The following is a 25,998-nucleotide window of genomic DNA, read 5'->3' on the forward strand; positions in this document are numbered from 1 at the left end:
ATTCAGGCGTGCTCGGCCGCCCAGACGCGTGCGAGATCCGCCGCACCGACCACGCCGGCGTCGTTCACGAGCTCGGCGATCACGAAGTCGGGCTCGGGGTGGTAGCCGCGCGCCGGCAGGTGCTCGAGGTACGCCTCGCGGATCGGGCCGAGCAGGAGTTCGCCCGCGGCCGCGACGCCGCCGCCGAACACGAACCGCTGCGGGTCGAGCACCGCGGAGATCGAGGCGGACGCCTCGCCGAGCCAGTGTCCGAGCTGTCGCAGCGCCGCGATCGCGCCGGGATCCTCGGACTCGATCATCGCGCCGACGATGTTGCCGTCGAGGGCGCCGTTCGCGTCGCGGGCGCGCGCCAGCTGCAGGCCGATGCCACCGGCATCCGCGATCTCGTTGGCCATGCGCAGCAGGGCTCGGCCGGAGCCGTACATCTCGATGCAGCCGCGCTGGCCGCACCCGCACGGGAGCCCGCCGGGGACGACGCGCAGGTGGCCGAGTTCGGCGCCGGCCCCGAATCCTCCGCGGAAGAGGCGGTCGCCCGCGACGATCGCACCGCCGACGCCCGTGCCGATGGTGAGCATGACCATGTCGCTGACCAGTCGGCCCGCGCCGAAGCGGAACTCGGCCCACCCCGCGGCGTTGGCGTCGTTGTCGACGATGACGGTCGCCCCGACGCGGGCCTCGAGCTTCTCGCGGAACGGCTCGTTGCGCCAGTCGATGTTCGGCGCGTAATAGACGGTCGACTGCGCGGCGTCGATGAACCCGGCGGCGGCGACGCCGACGACCACGTCGTCGGACGCCCCGTCGGAGAGGGTCTGGATCATCTCGACGACGGCGTCCTCGAGCAGGGCGGAGTCGCCGGCGGGAGTCGGAACACGTTCGCTGCGGACGATGACGCCCGCCTCGTCGACCACGGCTCCCGCGATCTTGGTTCCGCCGATGTCGATGCCGATCGCGTGCACGGTGGATCGCCTTTCCGTTGGGCCGCCCTGTGGAGTGTTGCGCACCGCTCGGCCACTGGGCTCAGAGGGCAACCACTAGAGTGTAATAGACCCGGACGTCTCCCCTACATGCGGCCGGAACCCCCCGTTCGACCCGGTGCCGAAGGAGCTACCGTGATTCAGTTCGATACCCCCGTCGTCGTTCCAGCCGATCCCGAAGCGAACGCCACCGACCTCCTGGTCCAGCGCGTCGCAGCGACGCCGGACTCGGTGCTCTTCTCGCTGCCGACCGCAGAGGGCGGCTGGTCGCCGGTGACCACCCGCGAGTTCTACGACCAGGTCATCGCCCTCGCCAAGGGCTTCGTCGCGGCGGGCATCCAGCCCGGCGACAAGGTGGGGCTCATGAGCAAGGTCCGCTACGAGTGGACCCTCATCGACTTCGCGATGTGGTTCGCGGGTGGCATCCTCGTGCCCGTCTACGAGACGAACTCCCCCGCGCAGGTGCGGTGGAGCCTCAGCGATTCCGGTGCCATCGCCGCGATCCTCGAGACCGCCGACCACTTCACGCGCTTCGACGAGGTGCACCCCGACCTGCCTGCGATCCGCAACACCTGGCAGATCGACCTCGGCGACCTCGACAAGCTCGCCGCGGCGGGTATCGACGTGCCCGACGAGGAGATCGAGCGCCGCCGCAACCTCGCGGTCGGCTCCGACATCGCGACCCTCATCTACACCTCCGGATCGACCGGCAAGCCCAAGGGCTGCGTGCTCACGCATTCCAACTTCGTCGAGCTCTCCCGCAACGCGGGGGTCGCGCTCTCCGACGTCGTAAAGGACCCCGACGGCGCCTCGACGCTGCTCTTCATCACGACCGCGCACGTGTTCGCCCGGTTCATCGCGGTGCTGAGCGTGCACGCCGGAGTCCGCGTCGGGCACCAGCCGGACACGAAGCAGCTCCTCCCCTCCCTCGCGAGCTTCAAGCCGACCTTCCTCCTCGCGGTCCCCCGCGTGTTCGAGAAGGTCTACAACGTCTCCGAGCAGAAGGCGGAGGCCGGCGGCAAGGGCAAGATCTTCCGCGCCGCGGCCGAGACCGCCGTGGCGTACTCGACGGCGAAGGAGGCCGGCGCGCACATCCCGCTCGGCCTGAAGCTCAAGTTCCGGCTCTTCGACGCGCTCGTGTTCTCGAAGCTGCGCGAGGCGATGGGCGGCAAGGTGAAGTACGCCGTCTCGGGTTCCGCCCCGCTCGGCCCGCGCCTCGGGCACTTCTACCACGCGCTCGGCATCACGATCCTCGAGGGCTACGGCCTCACCGAGACCACCGCGCCGGCGACCGTCAACCTCACGACGCGGTCGAAGATCGGCACCGTCGGCCCCGCGCTCCCGGGCGTCTCCGTGCGCCTCGCCGACGACGGCGAGATCCAGGTCAAGGGCATCGACGTGTTCAAGGAGTACTGGAACAATCCCGAGGCGACCGCCGAGGCGTTCGACGGCGAGTGGTTCAAGACCGGCGACCTCGGTTCGTTCGATTCCGAGGGCTTCCTCACCATCACGGGCCGCAAGAAGGAGATCATCGTCACCGCCGGTGGCAAGAACGTCTCCCCCGCGATGCTCGAGGACCCGATCCGCGCCAACCCGCTCGTCGGGCAGGTCGTGGTCGTCGGAGACCAGAAGCCGTTCATCTCGGCCCTGATCACACTCGACCCCGAGATGCTCCCCGTGTGGCTGAACAACAACGGCGAAGACGCGGCCATGTCGGCCGACGAGGCCGCCACGAACCCCGCGGTGCTGGCCGAGGTGCAGCGCGCGATCGACACCGCGAACGACCACGTGTCGCGCGCCGAGTCGATCCGCAAGTTCGTGATCCTGCCGGGCGAGCTCACCGAGGCGAGCGGTCACCTCACGCCCAAGCTGAGCATCAAGCGCAACGTGATCCTCGCTGACTTCGCGAGCCAGATCGAGGGCATGTACGCCGGCTCCCCCGCGACCGAGGGACACTCGATCATCCGCTGACGATCGCGCACACGCTGAAGGGCCTCGCGGAGACATCCGCGAGGCCCTTCGGCGTCTCAGGGTTCAGCGCCGATCAGGTCCGGCGGATCAGACCGGGCCGATCAGAACCAATCGGACTCGCGGACCGCACGCATCGCGGCGCGACGCTCGTCCTTCTCGAGGCGGTCGAGGTAGAGCAGCCCGTCGAGGTGGTCGCACTCGTGCTGCAGCGCCTGCGCCATGAGGCCGGTTCCGGACACCTCGATCTCGTTGCCGTCGAGGTCGATGCCGCGCACGCGTGCGAAGGGGTACCGCGGCGTCTTCTGCCACAGACCGGGCACCGAGAGGCATCCCTCGTCGAGGAGCTCCACCTCGCCGGATGTCTCGACGATGACGGGGTTGATGACGTATCCGACGTCGCCGTCGACGTTGTAGCTGAACGCCCGCAGGTTGACCCCGATCTGCGACGCGGCGACGCCCGCGCGACCGGGAACCCGGACGCTGTCGAGCAGGTCGGTCACGAGCCCGCGCACACGGTCATCGACCTGTTCGACGGGGGCTGACACGGTCTTCAATACGGGGTCGCCGAACAGGCGAATGGGTCGTTCCGGCAATGCCGCTCCGTTCAATGGCCGCCGCGGTCGACGGGCAGCCCCTCCACGACGAGCGCGGCGAGCTCGCGTGCGGCGTGGCGCGTGATGGGACGGAGTTCGTCCCAGTGCACCACGGATCCGGCGGCCAGTTGGGGGTCGTACGGGATGCGCACGATCTCGCGGACCCTCGACTGGAAGTGGGCCTCGATCTCGTCGACCTTGACCAGGTGCGTACCCTGCGTCGCGAGGTTGATCGCGACGATCGCGTTGCGCACCAGGTCGCCGAAGCCGTTCGCCTCGAGCCAGGTGAGGGTCTCGGATGCGAGTCTGGCCTCGTCGACGCTGCCGCCCGAGACGATCACGATCGAATCGGCTCGCTGCAGCGTCGCGCGCATGACGGAGTGGACGATGCCGGTGCCGCAGTCGGTGAGCACGAGCGAGTAGTAGCGAGCCGCGAGCCCGGCGACGACGTTGTAGTCGTCGTCGTTGAACGCCTCGGACAGCGTCGGGTCGGTGTCGGACGCCAGGATGTCGAGTCGGGTCTCGTCGCGTGAGACGAAGGCCGAGAAGTCGGTGTAGCCGCCGATCGAGGACGCCCGGGTCACGACATCGCGAACGGTCTCACGCGTCTGTCGGTCGACGCGCTCCGCGAGCGTGCCGCGGTCGGGATTCGCGTCGATCGCGATGATGCGGTCGTCGCGCGCGTCGGCGAGGGCCATGCCGAGCAGCGTCGTGATCGTGGTCTTGCCCACGCCGCCCTTGCGGGTGAGCACGGGGACGAACCGCGCACCACCGTCGAATCGGCGCTGGATGCGCGTGCTCAGCTCTTTATACGCGCGGGCCTTGGCCGAGTCGCCGAGGTTCACCAGGTGCAGCGACGCCTCGTAGACGAAGCGGTTGAAGCCGCCGTGCGGAGCCGGTCGGGTCGTGCGGTTCAGGTCGATGAGGCGGTCGGCCGTGAGTGACTCGGAGGTCTCGGGCACCTCGGCGGGCGTCGCGGCAGCCGACGGCGCGTCCACGATCGCGACGTGGCTGCCCGTGTCGGTGCTCACCCGCTCGCGACGCGTGCGGGATGCGTCGGCCGCGAGCAGTGCACCGTAGGGCGAGGGGTCGGAGTGCGCGCCGGCGCGGGAGGATGCGCCGACGAGGGCCGGGGTGATGACCTCGACCGAGGTCGTCGTCGGCCCGGCGACGAGTCCGCCGGGATCGACCGCGACGTCGTCGATGGCCACGGCCACCTCGTCGTCGGGCATGACGGGCCTCGGCGACGGCGGAAGGTCGACCCGGATGTTCAAGCTGTCGGGAATCGCTCCCGCGGAATGGGCCCCGCCGGTCGCCTCGGGCGCGGACCGGTCGACCGCTGCCGTGCGCCCTCCGGGGCGCCTCGATGCAGCCTGGTCGTCTCCCCTGATGTCAGCCACCGATAACCCCTCCTCAGTGCGAACGTGAGCCCACGTTACCGTGAGCTCACGCTCAGCCTACAGCGGACGGACCACCACGAGGAGGTCCCCGGCCTCGACCTGCTGGGTCTTCGGGATGGCGACGCGCTCGACGACACCGGCGATCGGCGACGTGATCGCGGCCTCCATCTTCATGGCCTCGATCGACGCGACGCTCTGGCCGACGGCGATCTCGGCTCCCGGCTCGACCTGCAGGGTGACCACTCCGGAGAAGGGTGCCGCGACGTGGCCGGGCTGCGAGGCATCGGCCTTCTCGGCCGCGCGGGAGTCGACCTCGATGCTGCGGTCGCGCACGAAGACCGGGCGCAGCTGGCCGTTCAGGATGGTCATGACGGTGCGCATGCCCTTGTCGTCGGCCTCGCCGATCGCCTCGAGTCCCGCATAGAGCCGGACTCCACGATCGATCTCGACCACGTGCTCCGATCCCTGCCGGAGGCCGTAGAGGTAGTCGATCGTGTCGACCACGGAGAGGTCGCCGAAGAGCTCGCGGATCTGCTCGAACTGACGGGTCGGCGCCGGGAAGAGCAGGTTGTTGAGCATCGAGCGACGCGTCGTGCTGTCGCCGTCGAGGGCCTCGAGCTGCTCGGCCGTGAGCTCGGTGACGCCGATGCGCACGTCGCGGCCGGCGAGCACCTTCGTGCGGAACGGCTCGGGCCAGCCGCCGGGCAGGTCGCCGAGCTCGCCCGCCATGAAGCCGATGACGGAGTCGGGTACGTCGTACTTCTCGGGGTTCGCCGCGAAGTCCGCGGGGTCGGCCCGAACCGCGGCGAGATGCAGCGCGAGGTCGCCGACGACCTTGGACGACGGGGTCACCTTCGGCACGCGGCCCAGGATGTCGTTCGCCGCGGCGTACATGTCCTCGATGAGCTCGAATTCGTCGGCGAGGCCCAGCGCGATGGCCTGCTGGCGAAGGTTCGAGAGCTGGCCGCCGGGGATCTCGTGGTGGTATACGCGCCCGGTGGGGCCCGGGAGTCCGGACTCGAACGGCTTGTAGACGCGACGCACGGCCTCCCAGTACGGCTCGAGGTCGGCGACGGACTGCAGCGAGATGCCGGTGTCGCGCTCGGTGTGCGCGAGGGCCGCGACGAGCGACGATGCCGAGGGCTGGCTCGTGGTGCCCGCCATCGGCGCGCTCGCGACGTCGACCGCGTCGACGCCGGCCCGGGCGGCCGCGAGCAGGGTCGCGAGCTGGCCGCCGGCCGTGTCGTGGGTGTGCAGGTGCACCGGGACGTCGAACCGCTCGCGCAGGGCCGTCACGAGCTTCTCGGCCGCGGTCGGGCGCAGCAGGCCCGCCATGTCCTTGATCGCGATGATGTGCGCGCCCGCGGCGACGATCTCCTCGGCGAGGCCGAGGTAGTACTCGAGCGTGTAGAGGTCTTCTGCCGGGTCGAGCAGATCTCCCGTGTAACAGAGGGCGACCTCGGCGACCGCGGTGCCGGTGGCGAGCACCGACTCGATCGCGGGTCGCATCTGGTCGACGTCGTTCAGGGCGTCGAAGATGCGGAAGATGTCGACGCCAGTCGCGGCCGCCTCGCGCACGAACGCGTCGGTGACCTCGGTCGGGTACGGGGTGTAGCCGACCGTGTTCCGCCCGCGCAGCAGCATCTGGATGTTCACGTTCGGCAGTGCTTCGCGCAGCGCCGCGAGGCGCTCCCACGGGTCCTCTCCGAGGAAGCGGAGCGCGACGTCGTACGTCGCGCCGCCCCAGGCCTCGACCGAGAGCAGTTCGGGGGTCATCCGGGCGACGTACGGCGCCACGGCGACGAGGTCCTTCGTGCGCACCCGGGTCGCGAGGAGCGACTGGTGCGCGTCGCGGAAGGTCGTGTCGGTCACCGCGAGCGGCGTCTGCGCGCGGAGCGCGGCGGCGAAACCCGTCGGGCCGAGCTCGAGCAGCTGCTGGCGCGAGCCCGCGGGTGCCGGCGTCGCGAGGTCGATCGGGGGCAGCTTCTCGACCGGGCTGACGGTCGTCGGGGCCTGCCCGTTCGGCTGGTTCACGGTGACGTCGGCGAGCCAGTTGAGGATCTTCGTGCCCCGGTCCTTCGACACGCGACCGCGGAGCAGTTGCGGTCGCTCGTCGATGAACGAGGTGCTGAGGTCGCCGGCGATGAATGCCGGGTCGTCGAGCACCGCCTGCAGGAAGGAGATGTTCGTCGAGACGCCGCGGATGCGGAACTCGGCGAGGGCGCGTCGTGAGCGTGCGACCGCCGACGGGTAGTCGCGGGCGCGGCAGGTCAGCTTCGCGAGCATCGAGTCGAAGTGCGGGCTGATCTGGGCGCCCGGGTTGACGGTTCCACCGTCGAGGCGGATGCCGGCACCGCCGGGCGAGCGGTAGGTCGTGATCTTGCCGGTGTCGGGGCGGAACCCCGCGGTCGGGTCCTCGGTCGTGATGCGGGTCTGCAACGCTGCGCCACGAAGCCTGATGTCGCCCTGCTCGAGCCCGAGCTCCGCGAGCGTCTCGCCGGCGGCGATGCGCATCTGGGAGACCACGAGGTCGACATCGGTCACCTCTTCGGTGACGGTGTGCTCGACCTGGATGCGCGGGTTCATCTCGATGAAGACGTGCTCGCCGGCACGCTCGCCGGCCGTGTCGAGCAGGAACTCGACGGTGCCCGCGTTCACGTAGCCGATCGACTTCGCGAACGCGATCGCGTCGCGATAGAGCGCCGTGCGGATGTCGTCGGAGAGGTTCGGCGCCGGTGCGATCTCGATGACCTTCTGGTGACGACGCTGCACCGAGCAATCGCGCTCGAAGAGATGCACGGTCTCGCCGGTCGCGTCGGCGAGCACCTGGACCTCGATGTGCCGAGGGCGGAGCACCGCCTGCTCGAGGAACATCGTCGGGTCGCCGAATGCACTGTCGGCCTCTCGCATGGCCTCTTCGAGCGAGGCGCGCAGGTCGTCCTTCGTGTTCACCCGACGCATTCCGCGACCGCCGCCACCGGCGACCGCCTTGGCGAAGATCGGGAAGCCGATCTCGTCGGCCTGGGCGACGAGCGCCTCGATGTCGCGCGAGGGCGGGGTCGACTTCAGCACGGGGACGCCCGCGGCGATCGCGTGCTCCTTCGCGGTGACCTTGTTCCCGGCCATCTCGAGCACGCGGGTGGGCGGACCGATGAACGTGATGCCGGCTTCAGCCGCGGCCTGCGCCAGCTCGGGGTTCTCGGACAGGAATCCGTAGCCGGGGTAGATCGCGTCGGCGCCCGACTCCCGCGCGACGCGGATGATCTCCGACACGTCGAGGTAGGCGCGCACCGGGTGGCCGGGCTCGCCGATCTGGTAGGCCTCGTCGGCCTTCAGCCGGTGCAGCGAATTGCGGTCCTCGAACGGGTACACCGCCACCGTCTTCGCACCGAGTTCGACCGCCGCCCTGAACGCCCGAATGGCGATCTCTCCGCGGTTGGCTACCAGAATCTTCGAGAACATGCAGGCCTTTCGGTGGGGGTTTCCGCACAGCGAACGTTTAGGTTTCGCCCAAGCAATAGAGGTAGCGTATCTGTTCGTGCACGTACTCAGCGTCAGTTCCCTCAAGGGCGGTGTCGGTAAGACGACCGTCACGCTCGGGCTGGCGTCGGCGGCCTTCGCCCGCGGCGTCCGGACCCTCGTCGTCGACCTCGATCCGCAGTCCGACGTGTCCACCGGCATGGACATCCAGGTCGCCGGCCACCTCAACGTGGCCGATGTGCTGGCCTCCCCCAAGGAGAAGATCGTGCGCTCGGCGATCGCTCCGAGCGGCTGGGCGAGGTCGAACCCGCAGTCCACGATCGACGTCATGATCGGCAGCCCCTCGGCCATCAACTTCGACGGGCCGCACCCCTCGATCCGCGACATCTGGAAGCTCGAGGAGGCGCTCGCGAACGTCGAGTCCGACTACGAGCTCGTGCTCATCGACTGCGCTCCGTCGCTGAACGCCCTCACGCGCACGGCGTGGGCCGCGAGCGACCGCGTCGCGGTCGTGACCGAGCCCGGACTGTTCTCGGTCGCCGCCGCCGACCGCGCCCTGCGCGCGATCGAGGAGATCCGCAGGGGCCTCTCCCCCCGCCTTCAGCCGCTCGGCATCATCGTGAACCGCGCACGCGTGCAGTCGCTCGAGCACCAGTTCCGCATCAAGGAGCTGCGCGACATGTTCGGCCCGCTCGTGCTCTCGCCCCAGCTGCCCGAGCGCACGTCGCTGCAGCAGGCCCAGGGTGCGGCGAAGCCGCTGCACATGTGGCCTGGCGAGTCGGCCGAGGAGATGTCGGCGAACTTCGACCAGTTGCTCGACCGGGTGCTCCGCACCGCGCACATCGGCGACTACGCGGCGGCTCCGTACGAGCTGGAGACCCCCGCGCTCTGAGGCGGGGCGCACCACCGGGCCGTTCCGGCCGCGCTGAAGCGGTCGGGCAGGATCGGTCGCACGGTGGAACTGCACGCACGGTGAACGCCGACGAGGTCGCGAGCTTCGGACGAGCGCCGAAGGCTCGGCTCAGGAGATGCGGCGGGACTTCGCGCCGCGACGCGCGGCCAGCTCGTCCATGGGGTCCGTCGACTGCGTGTCGAGCTCGACCAGCGAGTTCTCGACCTCGCGGAGCACTTTGCCGACGGCGATGCCGAAGACGCCCTGTCCGCGGTTCACGAGGTCGATGACCTCGTCGTCGGACGTGCAGAGGTAGACGCTCGCGCCATCGCTCATGAGCGTGGTCTGCGCCAGGTCTTCGACGCCGGATTCGCGCAACTGCGTGACGGCGGTGCGGATCTGCTGCAGGGAGATGCCCGTGTCGAGCAGTCGCTTCACGAGCTTCAGCACCAGGATGTCGCGGAACCCGTACAGTCGCTGCGAACCGGATCCGGCCGCACCGCGAACCGTGGGCTCCACGAGCTGCGTGCGCGCCCAGTAGTCGAGCTGGCGGTAGCTGATGCCCGCGGCACCCGCGGCGACCGCGCCGCGATAGCCGGTGCCGTCCTCGTGCTCGGGCATTCCATCGGTGAAGAGGAGTCCGAGGTCGTATCGATCGCGCGCGCTCCGGTCGAGCTCACTCATGCGATCCCCTCACTCTCGTCCTGACACCCCGGCGGGGCATCGTCCACGCTACCGAGCGGAGCGGGTGCGACCAAACACATCCGGCCGAACGTCACGGCGTGTCGCGATCGCGTACAGGCGACGCTCAGCGGGCGAGCTTGGCGAGCGTCGCGCGCACGACCTCCGCGCGCACGCGTTCGAGCCGGGCGGCGAGTTCGGCGGCGTGCTCGGAGACGCGCGCCTTGCCCGCGGCATCCGATCGCCTCGAGGGCGCCAGCGCCCGATCGATGAGGGCCGCGTCGCGCTCGGCCGCGGCCCGCAACGCCCGGAGATGACGCGGTTCGATGCCCACGTCGCGGAGGGCGACGAGCGATGCCAGCACCTCGAGGTCTTCGGCGTCGTAGGGCTCGGACGAGGTCATGAGCGAGGCGGAGACCGCCTCGTCGAGGAGCCCTCTCGGCGCCTTCGCCGTCGCGATGAGCTCATCGCGCGAGTAACGACGCGCTCCGAGGAACCCGCTGGCATCGGTGGCGCCCGGCAGCGCGGGCGTGTCACCCGCGTCGACCGCCTCGAGGTGGGCCCGGATGACCTTGAGCGGCAGGTAGTGATCGCGCTGCATGGAGAGCACCAGCGTGATGCGTTCGACATCGGCCGTGGAGAACTTGCGATAGCCGGCCGCCGTGCGCGCCGGGGAGACGAGTCGCTGCTCTTCGAGGAATCGCAGCTTCGACGGCGTCAGGTCGGGGAACTCGGGCTGGAGGCGCGCGAGGACCTGGCCGATGCCGAGCAGGGGGGCCGAGCCGCTCGCGTGCGTGACGGCGGCGTGGCCCGACACTAGCTGCTCGCCAGCGGCGCCAGGTCGCGACGCGATGCGTAGAACGTGAGCCGGAACTTGCCGATCTGCACTTCGGCCCCGTCGCTGAGCAACGCGGTCTCGATGCGCACGCCGTCGAAGTACGTGCCGTTCAGCGAGGAGAGGTCCTTCACCTCGAACGCCGTGCGGTGCCGGACGAACTCGGCGTGCCGGCGCGAGACCGTGACGTCGTCGAGGAAGATGTCGGCATCGGGGTGACGGCCGACGGTCGTCACGTCGGTGTCGAGCAGGAATCGTGCCCCGCTGTTGGGTCCGCGCCGGACGATGAGCAACGCCGAGCCCGATGGGAGCGCCGCGATCGCCTCCTGCTCTTCGGCCGTGATATCGGCGTCGACGATCGACAGCTGCGCAGCGGCCTCTCGGCTGAAGCCGATGGTCGTTCCGGCCGTGTTGCTGTCTCCGAAGTCGCCGTTCGTCGTGCTGCGGCCGCCCTCGGCGCCGCCAGCCTGTGAAATGTCGGTATCCGCCACGCTAGCCTCCCTGTTCAAGCGTATCCGATCGAGACCCATCCGCCACCCGTGGAATCCGGATGACTCGTGCGGTCTCGATCGCATAGATGATGCCGGCCCACCAGTAGAGGAAGGCGCCCCAGATCGTGATGGCCCATCCGATCGGCGCGCTCACCGGCTGCACTGCCGGGAATGCGAGGCCGAGCATGATGACCGGCAGCCCGAAGAAGAGGGCGAAGGTGGCGACCTTGCCGAGTTGGTGCACGGGCAGCGGTCCGTAGCCGTGGTTCGCGAGCACCACCCCGAGGATGAGCAGGTACACGTCGCGCGCGACGATCACGATCACGATCCACCACGGCACGAGGGAGTTCGCGGCGAGGCCGACGAGCGCGGCGAAGATGTAGAGGCGATCGGCCGCGGGATCGAGCAGCTGCCCGAGGCGCGTGATCTGGTTCAGGCGCCGCGCGAGGAACCCGTCGAGCAGATCGGTGAGGCTCGCGGCGACGAGCACCACGAGCGCGGTGACGTACTCGCCGGCCACGACCGCCCAGAGGAAGAAGGGCACGAGCACGAGTCTGAGCATGCTGAGGATGTTCGGAATCGTCCAAACCTGCGATCCGACCGCCCCCGCGCTCCGCCCAGCCACATGCCGATCCTATCGACCCCTAGAATCCAGCCATGACTGCCCTCGCCGTGTGTCTGGTGCTCTGCGCCGCGATCACCGCCGCCACCTGGATCCTCTCGCTCATCACCCACGAGCATTCGTGGGTCGATCGCATCTGGTCGATCGCGCCGATCGCCTACGTCTGGGTGTTCGCGGTCTCGGCCGGGTACGACGCTCGGCTCGTGCTCATGGCCGTGCTCGTCACCGCGTGGGGCGCGCGCCTGACCTTCAACTTCGCGCGCAAGGGCGGCTACCGGCCCGGTGGCGAGGACTACCGCTGGGCAGTCCTGCGCGAGCGGATGCCGCGGGCGGCGTTCGCGGCCTTCAATCTCCTCTTCATCTCGATCTACCAGAACGCCCTGATCCTGCTGATCACGCTGCCGGCCTACACGGTCGCGGAGTCCGCGGGGTCGCCGCTCGGCGCGTGGGATGTCGTGCTCGCCGTCGTGTTCCTCGGGTTCCTCGTCGGCGAGACGGTGGCCGACGAGCAGCAGTGGCGGTTCCACCGGTGGAAGGCCGCAGAGCGTGCGGCGGGGCGCACGCCCGCCCCGGGATTCCTGCAGTCCGGGCTGTTCGCCGTGTCGCGGCATCCGAACTTCTTCTTCGAACAGGCGCAGTGGTGGGCGTTCTACGGCTTCGCGGTCGCGGCGACCGGGATCTGGCTGCACTGGACGATCGCGGGCGCCGTGCTGCTCACGCTGCTGTTCATGGGGTCGACCGTGTTCACCGAGTGGATCTCGCGCGGGCGCTATGCCGACTACGACGACTACCGCGCACGCGTGTCGGCGATCGTGCCGTGGTTCCCGCGCCCGGCGCGGGCCGCGACCTCCGTCACCGTCGAACGCTGACGGCTCGGCGCGTCAGAGCCTCGCGCGGAGGCCGGGCCAGGCCTCGGCGAACCGGGGATGCAGTGGGAGCGCGTCGACCTCGTCGATGGGCGTCCAAGCCACGGTGATGGACTCGGGGTCGCCGATCAGCGGCTCGAACCGGCGTTCGGCCGTGGCGACCACGGTCGTGTACGACCAGTAGCCGAGGTCGAGCACGCTCGAGAAGCGCACCGCGAGCGCATCGGCGGGCACTCCGGCCTCTTCACCGGCCTCGCGGAACGCGGCCTCACGCGCGGTCTCGTGCTCGTGCCTGGCCCCGCCCGGCATGCCCCACGTGCCGCCGAAGTGGCTCCATTCGGCGCGGTGCTGCAGCAGGACCTCGCGATCGGCGCTGACGACGAGCAGCCCGGCCGCACCGTAGCGCCCCCAGTACCGCGCCCCGTCCGGCCCCTCGACCCAGCCGTCTCCGCTCGCTCCGCTCATGTCTCCAGCATGGCCCACGGATGCCGGTGACGGCTCACTCCGTGACGTCCGGTGGCGCGATCGCGTCGGCGAGGTCGTCGAGGAAGCGGATGATCACCCGCTGCTCGGCGGGATCGCGAGATTCGGCCACGTGCCGCATGCGCGCGTGCATCGGTCCGAGCGTTCGCCGGAGCCGCGCATGCGCCTCCGGCATCGCGCGGAGGAGCAGGACCCGCCCATCGGTGGGGTGCGGTGCGCGCTCGAGGTCGCCGCTCGCGACCAGCCTCGCGACGATCTTCGCGGTCGCGGCGGTCGTGACGCCGAGCTCGCGTGCGAGGCCGGCGCTCGTCGGCGGGTGCTCGGCGCGTTCCTCGGCGACGATCCAGCGGAGGGCCGCGGCATCCGTGTCGCCCATGTCCATGTCGGCGCGGAGCCGGCGGCGCATCTCGACCTCGGCTGCGCGGTGCCGGCGCACGGCCTCGAGGAGCGCCACGGTCTGGTCGTCGTCGGAGTCGTACCAGTAGCGCTCCGTCGAACTTTCGATTGTTCCGTCGGACACCATGCAATGGTAACGTCTGACTCACTAACTTGGTTAGCGATTTGAGGAGGACCGATGACCACCGCCATCGAACTGATCGACGACGACGTCGTGCTGCTCGACGAGCTCGGGACTCCGATCGGCACCGCGCCCAAGAGCGCGGCGCACGGACCCGACACCGCACTGCACCTCGCCTTCTCCTGCCATGTGCTGAACGCCGACGGCGAGGTGCTCGTCACCCGGCGGGCGCTGTCGAAGCAGGCGTGGGCCGGCGTCTGGACCAACTCGTTCTGCGGACACCCGCGGCCTTCCGAACCCCTCACGGCCGCGGTGCGGCGACGGGCCGAGTTCGAGCTCGGCCTCGAACTCGATTCGCTCGAACTCGCCCTGCCGACCTTCCGCTACCGGGCGGTCGACGCCGACGGCACCGTCGAGAACGAGATCTGCCCGGTCTACATCGCCACCGTCTCTGGCGAGCCCGACCCCAATCCGCGCGAGGTGGTCGAGTACCGCTGGGTGCGGCCAGACGAGCTCCGGCGCGCGATCGAAGTCGCCCCGTGGGCGTTCAGCCCCTGGCTCGGACTGCAGGCGGGCAGGTTGGAGCTCTATCGTGACTGACCTCGCCTCGGCCGCTGCGGCGGCCGACCTCGACCTGGAGCACGAGCTCGGTGCGATCTTCGCCGACGCCCACCGCCGCGCCGGCGATCTCGATCCGCACTACGCCGCACTCTGGACCTCGCTCGCACGGCAGAGCTCGGGCGGCAAGCGCATCAGGCCGCACCTCGTGCGACTCGCCTACCGCGGCCTCGGCGGCACCGACGCGCAGCTGTCCACCCGCGTGGCGGTCGCGTTCGAACTGCTGCACACGGCGTTCCTCATCCACGACGACGTCATCGACCGCGACACCGTGCGACGCGGCGATCCGAACATCACCGCCAGGTTCGCCGCCCGCGCCCTGCGCAACGGCACCGACGAACGCACGAGCGCCATCTGGGGCGAGACGGCCGCCGTGCTCGCGGGAGACCTCGCCCTGAGCCTCGCGCATCGGGAGATCGCGCTCCTGCAGGTCGACGCCGGGCGGCGCGGGCGCCTGCTCGACATCCTCGATCGCGCCGTCTTCATCTCGGCCGCCGGCGAACTGGCCGACGTCGTGAACGCCGGAGCCCCCGAGCCGACGAGCATGCCGCGAGTGCTCACCACGCTCGAGCAGAAGACCGCGGTCTACTCGTTCGAGTGCCCGCTCGCGGCGGGCGCGGTGCTCGCCGGCGCCCCCGAATCCTCGATCGCCGCGCTCGAGCGGTTCGGACGCTTCATCGGCATCGCGTTCCAGATCACCGACGACGTGCTCGGCGTGTTCGGCGACCCCGCCGTCACCGGCAAGTCGGCGGCATCCGACCTGCGCGAGGGCAAGCGCACGGCCCTGATCGCGCATGCGGCCACCACCGCCGACTGGCCGCGCATCGCGGTCGGGCTCGGCGATCCCTCGCTCGACGACGCCGAGGCCGACGAACTGCGCGAGATGCTCCGCGGGTGCGGCGCCCTCGATGCCGCCCTCGAACTGGCCGAGGAGCACGTGACGCTCGCACGCTACGAACTCGACTCGGCCGACCTGCCGCCCGAGCTCACCGCGGAACTCGGCGCCATAGCCAGGCGAGCCGTGGAGCGCGCCAGATGAGCCGCGCCGTGGACCCGACGAGACGCGAGGCCGCGCCGTCCGCGCCGGCAGCGCAGGCCGCGCCGCCCGCGCCCCCCGCGCCCGCTGCGCAGCCCGCCCCATCCGCGCCGTCCGCCGACCGATCGGAGCTGCTCGAACGCTACGACGACGCGGCCGCAGCGAGCGCGGCGACGGTGATCAGCCGGTACTCGACCTCGTTCGGCGGCGCGGCCCGGCTGCTCGACGCACCGACGCGACGCGGCATCCGTTCGATCTACGCGCTGGTGCGCGTGGCCGACGAGCTCGTCGACGGCACGGCCGCGGCCGCGGGTCTCGCCGCGACCGAGATCAGGGCAGTGCTCGACGAACTCGAGGCCGAGACCGAGACCGCCATGGCCAGGGGATTCTCGACGAACCTCGTCGTGCACGCGTTCGCGACGACGGCGACGGCGGTCGGCATCGACGCGAGCCTCACCCGCCCGTTCTTCGCGTCGATGCGGCGCGACCTCGACCCGAGTCCGATCCGCGCCGACGAGGTCGGACCCTACATCCACGGCTCGGCCGAGGTCGTCGGGCTCATGTGCCTCGCCGTCTTCCTGGCGGCCGAGGCGCCACGACCGACTCGGGCGAGCGGGAGCGGGCCGGCCGAACCGACGGAGCAGGCCGACCCCGAACGACGGCACCGGCTCGAGGTCGGAGCGACCCACCTCGGCGCCGCGTTCCAGAAGATCAACTTCCTGCGCGACCTCGAGACGGACTGGCGCATGCTCGGCCGCAACTACTTCCCGTGGTGCGATCCCGAGGCGTTCACCGAGGACGACAAGCGCCGGATCCTCGACGACATCGATCGGGACCTCGACATCGCTGGCCGGTCGATCCCCGAGCTGCCGCGCCGGGCACGGGGGGCAGTGCTCGCCGCGCACGGCCTGTTCGCGGCGCTCACCGCACGGTGCCGGGCCACTCCGGCCGAGGTGCTCATGACGACGCGCATCCGAGTTCCCGATGCCGCGAAGCTCGCGATCGTCGCACGCGCGATGATCGCCTCGGCCGGAGGTGCACGATGATCGACGGCTCGGAGCGCATCGCCGTGATCGGAGGCGGCATCGCCGGTCTCGCGACGGCGGCGCTGCTCGCGCGCGACGGGCACCGCGTCACGCTGCTCGAGGCCTCCCCCGTCGTCGGCGGGCGCGCCGGCACGTGGAGTCGCGACGGCTTCCGATTCGACACGGGCCCGTCGTGGTACTTGATGCCCGAGGTGTTCGAGCACTTCTTCCGCCTGTTCGGCTCGAGCGCCGAGCAGCACCTGACGCTCACGAAGCTCGACCCCGGCTATCGCGTGTACGGCGACGGGTACGACGCCCCGATCGACATCCGCTCGACCCGGGCCGAGAACGTCGCGCTCTTCGAATCGGTCGAGCCGGGCGCTGGTGCGGCCCTCGAACGCTACCTCGACTCGGCGGCATCGACATACGACATCGCACGCCGCCGGTTCCTCTACACGAACTTCGACGGCGTGCGCGGGATGCTCGCACCCGAGGTGCTCAAGGGCGGCGCGCGGCTCGCAGGCCTGCTGACGACGCCGCTCGAGCGGTTCGCGGCGCGCGCGGTGCACGATCGGCGCCTGCAGCAGGTGCTCGGGTATCCGGCGGTGTTCCTCGGCTCGTCGCCGTCGATGACGCCCGCGATGTACCACCTGATGAGCCACATGGATCTCGAGCAGGGCGTGTTCTACCCGCAGGGCGGGTTCACGAGGCTCATCGAGGCGATCGCGTCGATCGCCTCCGACGCCGGCGTCGAGATCGTGTGCAATGCCCGCGTCGAGCAGATCGAGATCACGGGCGATGCCGAGCCGTCGGTCACCGGCGTGCGGTTCCGCGAGGCGTCGGGCGCGGTGCGCCGGGTTCCCGCGCATCGCGTCGTCTCGGCCGCCGACCTGCACCACACCGAGACCGAGCTGCTGCCCCCGCATGCGCGCACCTACCCGGAGACGTGGTGGGATCGCCGAACGTCGGGGCCCGGCGCGGTGCTCGCGATGCTCGGCGTGCGCGGCGAGGTCGCCGGCCTCGCGCACCACACGCTCTTCTTCACCGAGGACTGGCACGAGAACTTCGGCCGCATCTTCGGTGCGGACCCGTCGGTGCCCGACCCGGCGTCGTTCTACGTGTGCATGCCGAGTGCGACGGATGCCACGGTCGCACCTCCGGGCGACACCAACCTGTTCGTGCTGATCCCGGTGCCCGCCGACGTGTCGATCGGATGCGGCGGCGAGGACGGCCGCGGCGACCGGCTCGTCGAGGCCGCCGCCGACCGGGCGATCGCCCGCATCGCGGAGGCGACGGGCACGGCCGACCTCGCGTCGCGCATCGCGGTGCGCCGCACCGTCGGCCCCGCCGACTTCGCGGCCGACCTGAACTCGTGGCGCGGCGGCGCGCTCGGGCCGGCGCACACCCTGCGGCAGAGCGCGTTCCTGCGCGGCTCGAACCGCTCGCGTCGCGTGCGCGGCCTCCTCTACGCCGGCGGGTCGAGCGTGCCGGGCGTCGGCTTGCCGATGTGCCTCATCTCGGCCGAGAACGTCGTGAAGCGCGTGCGGGGCGACCGGTCGAGCGGGCCGCTGCCGGAGTCGGGCGAGGCGCTGCCCGCGCGTCCGGGTCCGCCTGCGAGGATGACCGGATGACCGGCTTCGCCTACCTCGCCGCGCTCCTCGTCTCGATCGGCGCGATGGCCCTCGTGGATGCGCGGTGGCGGCTCGCGTTCTGGCGGCATCCGCTCGCCGCCGCGTGCGCGGTCGGCGCTGGCACGGCGCTCCTGCTCGTGTGGGACGTCGTGGGCATCGGGTTCGGCGTGTTCTACCGCGGCGACTCCGTCTGGGCCACCGGGGTGCTGCTGGCGCCGGAGCTGCCGATCGAGGAGCCGGTCTTCCTGGCCTTCCTCTGCTACCTCTCGCTCGTGGTCGTGCTCGGCGTCGAGCGGCTGCTCGCGAGCCGGCATCAGATCGACGACTCGGCTCAGGCCGAGTCGCGCACGGGATCATCCGCCGGGCCCGCCGATCGAGGGGCGGATGCCGCACCGGAGGTCCGCGCATGACGTACCTGCTGATCTGCGTGCCGTTCCTGTTGGCCTCGACCGTCGTCGCCGTGATCTCGCTGCGCCGGATGCCGGCGGGCACCCGCGCACGTCGCGTGCTCGCGCTGGCGATCGGGGCGGCGATCCTCCTCGTGCTCACGGCCGTGTTCGACACGGTGATGATCGCGGCCGGCCTGTTCGGCTACGCGGAGGGCACGAGGCTCGGCGCGACGATCGGCCTGGCCCCGGTGGAGGACTTCGCGTACCCGATCGCCGCGGTGCTGCTGGTACCCGCGGTGTGGACCCTCGTGGCGTCCCGACGGCGCGGGTCGCACGATCCAGGGTCGGCTCGACCCACGGCCCCCGCGCCCGCCGGGTCGTCGTCGTGACCGCGGTGCCGAGCGTGCCGACGCGATCGAGGGTCGGGCAGGTGCTGCTGTCGTCGCGACCCGTCAGCTGGATCAACACGGCGTTCCCGTTCGCGGCCGCCTACCTGCTGACCGCCGGCGTGGTCGACGTCACGTTCGTCGTCGGCACGCTGTTCTTCCTCGTGCCGTACAACCTGCTGATGTACGGCGTGAACGACGTCTTCGACTACGAGTCCGACCTCCGCAACCCGCGCAAGGGCGGTGCCGAGGGCGCACTGCTCGACCCGTCGCTGCACCGCACCGTGGTCTGGGCCGGGGTGGTCACGGCGGCCCCGTGCCTGGTGGTGATGCTCTGGTCGGCGGGCGCGGGGCATCCGTGGTCCTGGGTCGTGCTCGCCGCGAGCCTCTTCGCGGTCGTCGCGTACTCGGTGCCCGGGCTGCGCTTCAAGGAGCGCCCGGTGCTCGACTCGATCACCTCGAGCTTCCACTTCGTGAGCCCGGCGCTCTACGGGCTCGCCGTCGCCGGGGCGACCGCGACGCCCCAGCTGGCGGCGCTGCTCACGGCGTTCTTCTGCTGGGGCATGGCGAGCCACGCGTTCGGCGCGGTCCAGGACGTCGTGCCCGACCGGGAGGCCGGCATCGCGTCGATCGCGACCGCGTTCGGCGCACGCGCGACGGTTCGCCTCGCGCTCGCGCTCTGGGCGCTCGCCGGACTGCTCATGCTCGCGACCGAGTGGCCGGCACCGCTGGCCGCACTGCTCGCCGTGCCCTACCTCGTGGTGGTCTGGCCGTTCCGGTCGGTCGACGACGCCCACTCCGGCGAGGCGAATCGGGGCTGGCGTCACTTCATCGCGCTCAACTACGCGGTCGGGTTCGTCGTGACGATGCTGCTCATCTGGTGGGCGGCGATCCGTGCGTAGGGCTTCGGCCCGCGCGTAGGCTTGCCGCATGCCGACGCCGCTCTCCGACTCCCCAGTGCGCATCGACGCCTGGCTCTGGGCCGTCCGGCAGTACAAGACCCGCTCGGCGGCGACGGCCGCGTGCCGCGCGGGGCACGTGCGGGTCAACGGCGAGCGTGCGAAGGCGGCGCAGTCCGTGCGGCCCGGCGACGAGGTGCGCGTGAGGGTCGACGGATTCGACCGGCAGCTCGTCGTTCGGCAGACGCTCGTGAAGCGGGTGTCGGCGACGATCGCGGCGACGGCCGTCGAGGACCGCACTCCGCCGCCGCCACCACGCGAGAGCGTCGCGATCGTTCCCGTGCGCGACCGCGGCGCCGGGCGACCCACCAAGCGCGAACGACGCGACCTCGAGAAGCTCCGCGGCAGGGAGGCCTGATGCAGAAGGAATTCACCCACGAACCCGACGCCGATCGCTACGTGCTGCGCCTCGGCGGCGAGGTCGCGAGCGTGCTCGACTACCGCGTGCTCGGCGACGCCGTCGCGATGACGCGCGCGTTCACGAATCCGCGCCATCGGGGTTCGGGGTTCGCCGGTGAGCTCGTCGCATTCGCGGTCGACGACGTCGAGGCGACATCCGCCCGGCACATCGTGCCGAGCTGCTGGTACGTGGCCGAGTGGTTCGACCGCCATCCCGAGCGCGCGCACCTGCTCCGCCCGCGCACGACCTGAGGTCGGGCTGCGAGCGGAGCCGTGGTGGCGCGATCGGCGCTGTCGGCGCCCCGATCAGCGCGGTTCGGCGATCAGTACCAGTTGACCGACTGCGAGTGCGACCAGGCGCTGCACGGCGAGCCGTAGGACCCGTTGATGTAGCCGAGTCCCCAGGTGATCTGGGTCGCGGCGTTGGTCGCCCAGTCGGCGCCGGCGGTGGCCATCTTGCTGCCGGGCAGCGACTGCGGGATGCCGGTGGCACCGCTCGACCCGTTGTAGGCCGTGTACGACCAGCCGGACTCCTTCGCCCACAGCTTGTCGAGGCACTGGAACTGGTCGTCGCCCCAGCCGTACATGGAGGCGGCGAGCGATCGCGCGGTGTCGCGGGCACCCGCGGGCGTGTTCGCCGCGGCGAGCGTCTGGGCGGCCTCGGCCGCGGCCTGCGCCGCGGCGCGCTGCTGCTCGAGGTCGAAGGCCTGGGTCGCGGCCGCGGTCTTCGCGGCCTCGGCCTTGGTCTGCTTCGTGAGACCGACGACGTCCTCGGTCGGGATGACCTCGTAGTCGCTCAGCGATGCGACGGAGGCCTGCAGGCCCGACGCGTCGACCTTGCCGTCGGCGGCGGCGAGCGTCGCGTTGGCCAGCGTGATCGTGTCCTTCGCCTGCGACTCGGCCTTCGCCGCGGCGATGCCGCTGTACACGCCGAGGCCGTCCCGGCTGAGGCCGGTGGCCTGGGTGAGCTGCGCGGTCGCGTCGATCCGCTCCTGCGTCTTCACGGCGTCCTGCACGGCGAAGCCGGTACCGACGACGAGGCCGAGGGCGGCGACGGCGCCGACCGCGACGAGGCGCCGGCGGCCGACGCGTCGCGCGCGGGTGCCGCGACGGGTGGGGGTGGGTTCGGGGGTATTCGAGCGTTCTGACGTTGCAATCGAAGTGGTTCGCATGAATCCTGAAGGCTCGGAATCGGGGGAAACGGGGGACGCACCCGCCGAGCTCGGGCACAAGTCACACACTTTGCCGCCCGATGCTGTACAGATCCTCACTTCTTCCTGAGCAGAGCATGACCGCGCCCCGCGCTGCCCCGTGAATACTGGGGGGATGCCGCATTCCTCCGAATCCCCTGAGTTCCCCGCCCCCGGCACCCGGTGTCCGTGCACGAGCGGACTCACGTTCGGCGAGTGCTGCGGCCGGTGGATCGTCGACGGCCTGCCCGCCCCGACCGCCGTACAGCTCATGCGCTCGCGCTTCACGGCGTTCGCGCTCGGCGATGCCGGGTACCTGCTCGCGACCTGGCATCCGTCGACTCGTCCCCGCGAGCTCGACCTCGACCCGACGGTCAGCTGGACGCGTCTGGACATCCTGCGCACCGAGCGGGGCGGACCGCTCGATCGCGCCGGCGTGGTCGAGTTCGCGGCATTCTCCCGGCACGACGGCGAGCGTGGGGTGCAGCAGGAGGCCAGTTCGTTCGTACGCGAGGACGGACGCTGGTCGTACGTGGCCGCGATCGACTGATCGGGCGGCCCGAGGCGGTTCTGGCTGCTCTGGCGGCCCTGACGCTCTGACTGCTCGACCCGGTGGCGCCCCTGGTCAGGCGTCGAGCGTGCCGCCCTCGTCGAGCGGCCCGCCGTCGAGGGCGAGGTAGGCGCGTTCGACGGCGCCGATGAGGCCCTCGGGCGGGACCGGCCATTCCGCGTGTGCGGCGAGCGCGGCGTCGACGGACAGTCCTCGGCTGTACGCCTGGGCGAGCCGTTCGGCGATCAGCCCGAGCATGCCCGCCTGTCGCGCGACGAACGCGCGGTCGACGATGGCGCCATGACCGGGAACGACGAGGTCGCCCTCCCGCATCCGGGCCCCGAGTGCGCCGAGCACCACGGGCCAGGCGAGCGGGTACGAGCCGGACCCGTACATCGGCGGTCCGGACTCCTCGACCAGGTCGCCGAGCACCCAGACCCGCACCTCCGGAACGAACAGCACGAGATCGGTGTCGCTGTGCGCCGGCGGCTGAGGGAGCAGGTGCACCGTACGGCCGCCGAGGTCGAGTTCCACGGGCGCCTCGATCGGATGCGTCGGCGGCACGAGCTCGACGTCGGCCCAGGCGCGGCCAGGCTCGCGCGACGGGTCGAGGCGCCACGCGGCGAGCCTGGGCGCCTCGTAGCGCTCGAAGTGGCGTGCGATCGCGGCATGACCGTGGATCGGGACCTCCGTCGCCGGCGCCCGGAAGACCTGGTTGCCGAACGTGTGATCGAAGTGCGCGTGGGTGTTGACCAGGCCCAGCACCGGCCGGTCGAAGCGCGAGCGGATGTCGGCCAGGATCTCGGCCCCCTCGGCCGGGTCGGCACCGGCATCGACCACGAGGAGCCCGTCGGCGCCCTCGACGACCACGACGGAGAGGTCGAACGGACCGCCCCTGCGCTGGTGCACGCCATCGGCGACGGTGATCCAGGCCGGCATGGGCCGAGCCTAGTCCGGCGGGGCCCGTCCGCTCCCGGACAAAGGCAATGCAGAGGTTCGCGTCGTACGGTGGATCCCGTGACTGCGACCCGACCCACCGCCGACCACGACGCCGGCGGGCGTGGCCTCACCGAACGGGCCCAGCGTGCGATCGAGGCCATCGACGGCACCACGCTCGAAGAGATGCGAACCCTGCGCGACGACACCGAGCGGTTCATGCTCCGGTACAAGTTCGGCATGGACGAGGTGCTCACCAAGCTCTCGATCCTGCGCGAGGAGTTCGCGCAGACGCACGCGTACAACCCGATCGAGCACATCTCGAGCCGCCTGAAGAGCCTCGACAGCGTCATCGAGAAGCTCGAGCGCAAGGGCATCGAGCCGTCCTTCGACTCGATCCGCGAGACGATCACCGACATCGCGGGCGTTCGCGTGACGTGCAGCTTCGTCTCCGACGTGTACCGGGTCGCCGAACTGCTCACCGCGCAGGGCGACATCCGGGTGCTGAAGAAGAAGGACTACATCGCCGAGCCGAAGGCGAACGGCTACCAGAGCCTGCACCTGATCGTCGAGGTACCGGTGTTCCTCTCGACCGGCACGCATCACGTGGCCGTCGAGGTGCAGGTGCGCACGATCGCCATGGACTTCTGGGCGAGCCTCGAGCACAAGATCTACTACAAGTACGACCGGCAGGTTCCCGATGCCCTGCTCGAGGACCTGACCGATGCCGCGCGCACGGCCTCCGAGCTCGACGCGCGCATGGAGCGGTTGCACCGTGAACTGCATGGCGCGCCGGTGCGACCCGCCTCGACGCGGCCGATCGCGGTCTGAGTTCAGGCGAGGTCGGCGAGCACGGCTCGGCCGGCGTCGGTCAGCCGGAGCGAGCGGTCCTGCGACAGCCCGACCGCCCAGCCTCGATCGAGGAAGGCCAGTCGGATGCGTGCGCCGGCGACGCCGGCGAGGTGCGGCCGGCGCTCGGTCCAGTCGAGGCATCCGCGCACCGCAGGGCGCCGGCCCGGTGCGGACGGGGGCTCGTCGTCGAGCCCGAGGCGCCTCGCAAGCGGGCCGCTGCCGGTGATCTCGCCGACGCGCCCCGAGGTGAGCGGCGCGACCGATCCCTCCTGCACGAGCGCGTCGGCGATGACGAGCGCCACGCGGCCGGCGAGGTGGTCGTAGCAGGAACGGAGCTCGGCGAGCCGCACGGCCGTGGTCGACTGGCGGAGCGAGGTCACGGGCCGACGCGGCGCGATCCGCTGCAGTGCCTCCACCGCGTCGGCGACGCTCGCGTCGGCGAGTTCGAAGTACCGATGCCGGCCGATCCGCCGGTCGACGAGCAGCCCGCCTTCGACGAGTCGGGCGAGGTGCGCGCTCGCGGTCGGCGGGCGCACGCCCGCGATCGCCGCGAGCTCGCTCGCCGGGCGCGAGCCGCCGTCGAGGAGCGCGACGAGCATCGCCGCCCTGGCCGGTTCGCCCATGAGCCTGGCGGGGTGCGAGAGGTCTGCATCGCCGTTCACGAGCCCAGCGTACGCCGACGACGATTCGCCGCAGGGCGAACCGTTCCGGGCATAGCGTCGAGGCATGGTCACCATGATCACCGATCCCTCGAACGCGCGGCGCATCCTCGCCGACCTCGACCACCTGGTCCCCGAGGCGGATGCCGGGTCCGCACGCTCGACCGAGCGATTCCGCGCCGCGACCTCGCGCTTCGTCAACGGGACGGTGCACGATGCACGACGCGAGCGCCTCGAGCGGCGGCTCGCGGCGCTCGAGCCCGGGGAACTCGCGCGCACGGCGACCCGGCTCACGCGTCGGGCGCGGGCGCGCGACGAGCCGACGCACCGGATCGCGCGGACGGTGCCGGTCGCGTGCCTCGCCGAGCACCTGGGAATCGGCACCCCTGATGCGCTCCCCCGGCTCATCGCCGGAATCTCCGCGGTGTACGCGGGAGGAACCGCAGCAGGGGCATCGTCGGCCGCCGCCGTCCCTGACGCAGACGCAGCCACCGCAGAGGCACTCCAGACGGCACGCGGCCATGAGGACCCCGCACTCGCCGTGCAGCTGCTCGTCCAGGCGCACCTCGCCACCGCGGCGCTCATCGACGGCGCGCTCCGCACGATCGCCGACGAACCGGCCATCACCACCCGGGCGGCACTCGTGCGGACCCTGCGCCTGGATCCGCCCGTGCCGACGACTCGGCGCGTGGGCCCCAACGGCGGGGTCGTCATCCTGTCGCTCGCCGACGACGGCGCACCCGACGACGCGACGCCCCCCGAGGCGAGCGCCGCGCTCGCCTTCGGCGCCGGACCCCGCGCGTGCCCCGCACCGGCGCACGCGCTCGCGATCGCGGCGGCGATCGTCGACGCGCTCCGCGAAGCCGGGATTCCGGTCGAGCTCGGCCGGACCGCCGGAGGCGCCGGATGATCACGCCGGCGGAGTTCGCCTCACGGCACCGGGCCGGCGACCCGCTCCTGCTGCCGAACGCCTGGGACGGGGCATCCGCCAGATGGCTCGCAGCACGCGGACACGACGCGATCGGCACGACCAGCCTCGGCGTCGCCATCGCGAACGGGCGGCGCGACGGAGCCGGCGAGACCGCCGACGCGACGATGCGACTCGCGGAGCAGCTGACCGCCGGCGGCATCGGCGTCACGGTCGACATCGAATCCGGGTTCGCCGACGATCCCGCTCAGGTCGGCGCCTTCGCGCGCCGGCTCGAGGAGCTCGGCGTACTCGGCGTGAACCTCGAGGACTCCGACGCATCCGGCGCACTCGTCGACCCGGAGCTCGCGGCGGCGAAGGTGGCGGCCGTGCGGGCCGCGGCACCGGCGCTGTTCGTGAACGCCCGCACCGACGCGTTCTGGCTCGACGAGGGCGGACCGGTCGCCGAGCGGGAGGCGACGGCCGTCTCACGAGCTCGGCGGTATCTCGAGGCCGGCGCCTCCGGCGTGTTCGTGCCCGGCGTGCTCCCCCTCGAGACGATCGCGCGCGTCGCGTCGCGCGTGCACGCTCCGCTCAACGTGCTCGTGCAGCCCGGGGTGGCGTTCGCCGACCTCGCCGCGTGCGGTGTGGCGCGG

28 protein-coding genes and 1 pseudogene are annotated in these 25,998 nt (G+C 71.2%); 16 read left to right on the forward strand and 13 right to left on the reverse strand.

Features of this window, described 5'->3' with window-relative positions:
* Positions 1–2 precede the first annotated feature (2 nt).
* Positions 3–956 carry an ROK family glucokinase gene (locus ABIC29_RS15150; RefSeq protein WP_354246652.1) on the reverse strand — a complete coding sequence of 318 codons (954 nt, stop codon included), beginning with the start codon at positions 954–956 and terminating at the stop codon, positions 3–5.
* 108 nt (positions 957–1,064) lie between these two features.
* On the opposite strand from ABIC29_RS15150, the gene ABIC29_RS15155 reads away from it, so the two are divergent.
* A complete protein-coding gene (locus ABIC29_RS15155) occupies positions 1,065–2,945 on the forward strand; it encodes an AMP-dependent synthetase/ligase (protein WP_502915496.1) in 1,881 nt (626 codons plus the stop codon).
* A gap of 101 nt (positions 2,946–3,046) precedes the next feature.
* On the opposite strand, the gene def is transcribed toward ABIC29_RS15155, so the two are convergent.
* The 3 genes from def to ABIC29_RS15170 all read right to left on the reverse strand — a co-directional run bounded on the left by def (position 3,047) and on the right by ABIC29_RS15170 (position 8,400).
* Positions 3,047–3,538: a peptide deformylase gene (gene def / locus ABIC29_RS15160; protein WP_116085165.1), complete on the reverse strand. Its 492-nt coding sequence runs from the start codon at positions 3,536–3,538 to the stop codon at positions 3,047–3,049.
* 11 nt (positions 3,539–3,549) lie between these two features.
* The gene (locus ABIC29_RS15165) at positions 3,550–4,824 is read right to left on the reverse strand and encodes a MinD/ParA family ATP-binding protein (protein WP_502915499.1); all 1,275 of its coding nucleotides are present in this window, start codon (positions 4,822–4,824) and stop codon (positions 3,550–3,552) included.
* A gap of 171 nt (positions 4,825–4,995) precedes the next feature.
* A complete protein-coding gene (locus ABIC29_RS15170; protein WP_354246658.1) occupies positions 4,996–8,400 on the reverse strand; it encodes a pyruvate carboxylase in 3,405 nt (1,134 codons plus the stop codon).
* A gap of 76 nt (positions 8,401–8,476) precedes the next feature.
* Between ABIC29_RS15170 and ABIC29_RS15175 the strand changes: the two genes are divergently transcribed.
* Entirely contained in the window at positions 8,477–9,310 is an 834-nt protein-coding gene (locus ABIC29_RS15175) for a ParA family protein (protein WP_116085173.1), read from the forward strand.
* 129 nt (positions 9,311–9,439) lie between these two features.
* Here the strand turns inward: ABIC29_RS15175 and ABIC29_RS15180 are convergent, their stop codons facing one another.
* The 4 genes from ABIC29_RS15180 to ABIC29_RS15195 all read right to left on the reverse strand — a co-directional run bounded on the left by ABIC29_RS15180 (position 9,440) and on the right by ABIC29_RS15195 (position 11,942).
* Complete coding sequence (locus ABIC29_RS15180; RefSeq protein WP_116085176.1) at positions 9,440–9,994, reverse strand: MerR family transcriptional regulator; 555 nt, start codon at positions 9,992–9,994, stop codon at positions 9,440–9,442.
* A 124-nt stretch (positions 9,995–10,118) separates the two neighbouring features.
* Positions 10,119–10,808, reverse strand: a complete 690-nt coding sequence (ftsR, locus tag ABIC29_RS15185; protein ID WP_116085179.1) for a transcriptional regulator FtsR — start codon at positions 10,806–10,808, stop codon at positions 10,119–10,121.
* Positions 10,808–11,317 (reverse strand): FHA domain-containing protein, encoded by a 510-nt coding sequence (locus tag ABIC29_RS15190; protein WP_502915497.1) that lies wholly within the window; start codon positions 11,315–11,317, stop codon positions 10,808–10,810. The genes ftsR and ABIC29_RS15190 overlap by 1 nt, the downstream gene beginning before the upstream one ends.
* A gap of 1 nt (position 11,318) precedes the next feature.
* Positions 11,319–11,942, reverse strand: coding sequence for a CDP-alcohol phosphatidyltransferase family protein (locus tag ABIC29_RS15195; RefSeq protein WP_354246661.1), 624 nt, complete (start codon positions 11,940–11,942; stop codon positions 11,319–11,321).
* A gap of 32 nt (positions 11,943–11,974) precedes the next feature.
* Between ABIC29_RS15195 and ABIC29_RS15200 the strand changes: the two genes are divergently transcribed.
* The gene (locus ABIC29_RS15200) at positions 11,975–12,808 is read left to right on the forward strand and encodes a DUF1295 domain-containing protein (RefSeq protein WP_116085186.1); all 834 of its coding nucleotides are present in this window, start codon (positions 11,975–11,977) and stop codon (positions 12,806–12,808) included.
* A 12-nt stretch (positions 12,809–12,820) separates the two neighbouring features.
* Here ABIC29_RS15200 and ABIC29_RS15205 read toward each other — a convergent pair whose 3' ends face one another.
* Both ABIC29_RS15205 and ABIC29_RS15210 read right to left on the reverse strand, forming a co-directional pair.
* Positions 12,821–13,270: an NUDIX domain-containing protein gene (locus ABIC29_RS15205; RefSeq protein WP_055858580.1), complete on the reverse strand. Its 450-nt coding sequence runs from the start codon at positions 13,268–13,270 to the stop codon at positions 12,821–12,823.
* Positions 13,271–13,304: 34 nt separating this feature from the next.
* Positions 13,305–13,808: a MarR family winged helix-turn-helix transcriptional regulator gene (locus ABIC29_RS15210; RefSeq protein ID WP_354246666.1), complete on the reverse strand. Its 504-nt coding sequence runs from the start codon at positions 13,806–13,808 to the stop codon at positions 13,305–13,307.
* Positions 13,809–13,862: 54 nt separating this feature from the next.
* Here ABIC29_RS15210 and idi point away from each other — a divergent pair, with 54 nt between their 5' ends.
* Genes idi through ABIC29_RS15255 form a run of 9 tightly spaced genes read left to right on the forward strand, consistent with a single transcriptional unit; the run spans position 13,863 to position 20,500 of the window.
* On the forward strand, positions 13,863–14,405 hold the full coding sequence (gene idi, locus ABIC29_RS15215) for an isopentenyl-diphosphate Delta-isomerase (RefSeq protein ID WP_199471751.1): 543 nt from the start codon (positions 13,863–13,865) through the stop codon (positions 14,403–14,405).
* Positions 14,398–15,462: a polyprenyl synthetase family protein gene (locus ABIC29_RS15220; RefSeq protein ID WP_158551855.1), complete on the forward strand. Its 1,065-nt coding sequence runs from the start codon at positions 14,398–14,400 to the stop codon at positions 15,460–15,462. Before idi ends, ABIC29_RS15220 begins: the two co-directional genes overlap by 8 nt.
* Positions 15,459–16,505: a phytoene/squalene synthase family protein gene (locus tag ABIC29_RS15225; RefSeq protein ID WP_354246671.1), complete on the forward strand. Its 1,047-nt coding sequence runs from the start codon at positions 15,459–15,461 to the stop codon at positions 16,503–16,505. Before ABIC29_RS15220 ends, ABIC29_RS15225 begins: the two co-directional genes overlap by 4 nt.
* A complete protein-coding gene (crtI, locus tag ABIC29_RS15230) occupies positions 16,502–18,115 on the forward strand; it encodes a phytoene desaturase family protein (protein ID WP_158551857.1) in 1,614 nt (537 codons plus the stop codon). The genes ABIC29_RS15225 and crtI overlap by 4 nt, the downstream gene beginning before the upstream one ends.
* Entirely contained in the window at positions 18,112–18,525 is a 414-nt protein-coding gene (locus ABIC29_RS15235) for a lycopene cyclase domain-containing protein (RefSeq protein WP_354246673.1), read from the forward strand. The genes crtI and ABIC29_RS15235 overlap by 4 nt, the downstream gene beginning before the upstream one ends.
* Positions 18,522–18,893, forward strand: coding sequence for a lycopene cyclase domain-containing protein (locus ABIC29_RS15240; RefSeq protein ID WP_354246676.1), 372 nt, complete (start codon positions 18,522–18,524; stop codon positions 18,891–18,893). The genes ABIC29_RS15235 and ABIC29_RS15240 overlap by 4 nt, the downstream gene beginning before the upstream one ends.
* Positions 18,890–19,792: a prenyltransferase gene (locus tag ABIC29_RS15245; RefSeq protein ID WP_354246679.1), complete on the forward strand. Its 903-nt coding sequence runs from the start codon at positions 18,890–18,892 to the stop codon at positions 19,790–19,792. Before ABIC29_RS15240 ends, ABIC29_RS15245 begins: the two co-directional genes overlap by 4 nt.
* A gap of 28 nt (positions 19,793–19,820) precedes the next feature.
* On the forward strand, positions 19,821–20,207 hold the full coding sequence (locus ABIC29_RS15250; protein ID WP_116085199.1) for an RNA-binding S4 domain-containing protein: 387 nt from the start codon (positions 19,821–19,823) through the stop codon (positions 20,205–20,207).
* Positions 20,207–20,500 (forward strand): GNAT family N-acetyltransferase, encoded by a 294-nt coding sequence (locus tag ABIC29_RS15255; RefSeq protein ID WP_116085201.1) that lies wholly within the window; start codon positions 20,207–20,209, stop codon positions 20,498–20,500. The genes ABIC29_RS15250 and ABIC29_RS15255 overlap by 1 nt, the downstream gene beginning before the upstream one ends.
* A 71-nt stretch (positions 20,501–20,571) precedes the next feature.
* On the opposite strand, the gene ABIC29_RS15260 is transcribed toward ABIC29_RS15255, so the two are convergent.
* A complete protein-coding gene (locus tag ABIC29_RS15260) occupies positions 20,572–21,420 on the reverse strand; it encodes an aggregation-promoting factor C-terminal-like domain-containing protein (RefSeq protein ID WP_116085204.1) in 849 nt (282 codons plus the stop codon).
* A 154-nt stretch (positions 21,421–21,574) separates the two neighbouring features.
* On the opposite strand from ABIC29_RS15260, the gene ABIC29_RS15265 reads away from it, so the two are divergent.
* On the forward strand, positions 21,575–21,988 hold the full coding sequence (locus ABIC29_RS15265) for a YchJ family protein (protein ID WP_116085206.1): 414 nt from the start codon (positions 21,575–21,577) through the stop codon (positions 21,986–21,988).
* Between the two features lie 75 nt (positions 21,989–22,063).
* On the opposite strand, the gene ABIC29_RS15270 is transcribed toward ABIC29_RS15265, so the two are convergent.
* Positions 22,064–22,927, reverse strand: coding sequence for an MBL fold metallo-hydrolase (locus ABIC29_RS15270; RefSeq protein WP_354246684.1), 864 nt, complete (start codon positions 22,925–22,927; stop codon positions 22,064–22,066).
* A 183-nt stretch (positions 22,928–23,110) separates the two neighbouring features.
* Between ABIC29_RS15270 and ABIC29_RS15275 the strand changes: the two genes are divergently transcribed.
* On the forward strand, positions 23,111–23,755 hold the full coding sequence (locus tag ABIC29_RS15275; RefSeq protein WP_116085510.1) for a GTP pyrophosphokinase: 645 nt from the start codon (positions 23,111–23,113) through the stop codon (positions 23,753–23,755).
* 2 nt (positions 23,756–23,757) lie between these two features.
* On the opposite strand, the gene ABIC29_RS15280 is transcribed toward ABIC29_RS15275, so the two are convergent.
* A complete protein-coding gene (locus ABIC29_RS15280; RefSeq protein WP_158551858.1) occupies positions 23,758–24,438 on the reverse strand; it encodes an ArsR/SmtB family transcription factor in 681 nt (226 codons plus the stop codon).
* 64 nt (positions 24,439–24,502) lie between these two features.
* Here ABIC29_RS15280 and ABIC29_RS15285 point away from each other — a divergent pair, with 64 nt between their 5' ends.
* The gene (locus tag ABIC29_RS15285; protein WP_354246687.1) at positions 24,503–25,345 is read left to right on the forward strand and encodes a hypothetical protein; all 843 of its coding nucleotides are present in this window, start codon (positions 24,503–24,505) and stop codon (positions 25,343–25,345) included.
* Positions 25,342–25,995: pseudogene (locus ABIC29_RS15290) on the forward strand (isocitrate lyase/PEP mutase family protein); the annotation flags it as partial. The gene ABIC29_RS15285 and the pseudogene ABIC29_RS15290, both read left to right, overlap by 4 nt.
* Positions 25,996–25,998: the final 3 nt, after the last annotated feature.

The sequence above is a fragment of the Agromyces sp. PvR057 genome (assembly GCF_040547485.1).
Lineage (GTDB): Bacteria > Actinomycetota > Actinomycetes > Actinomycetales > Microbacteriaceae > Agromyces.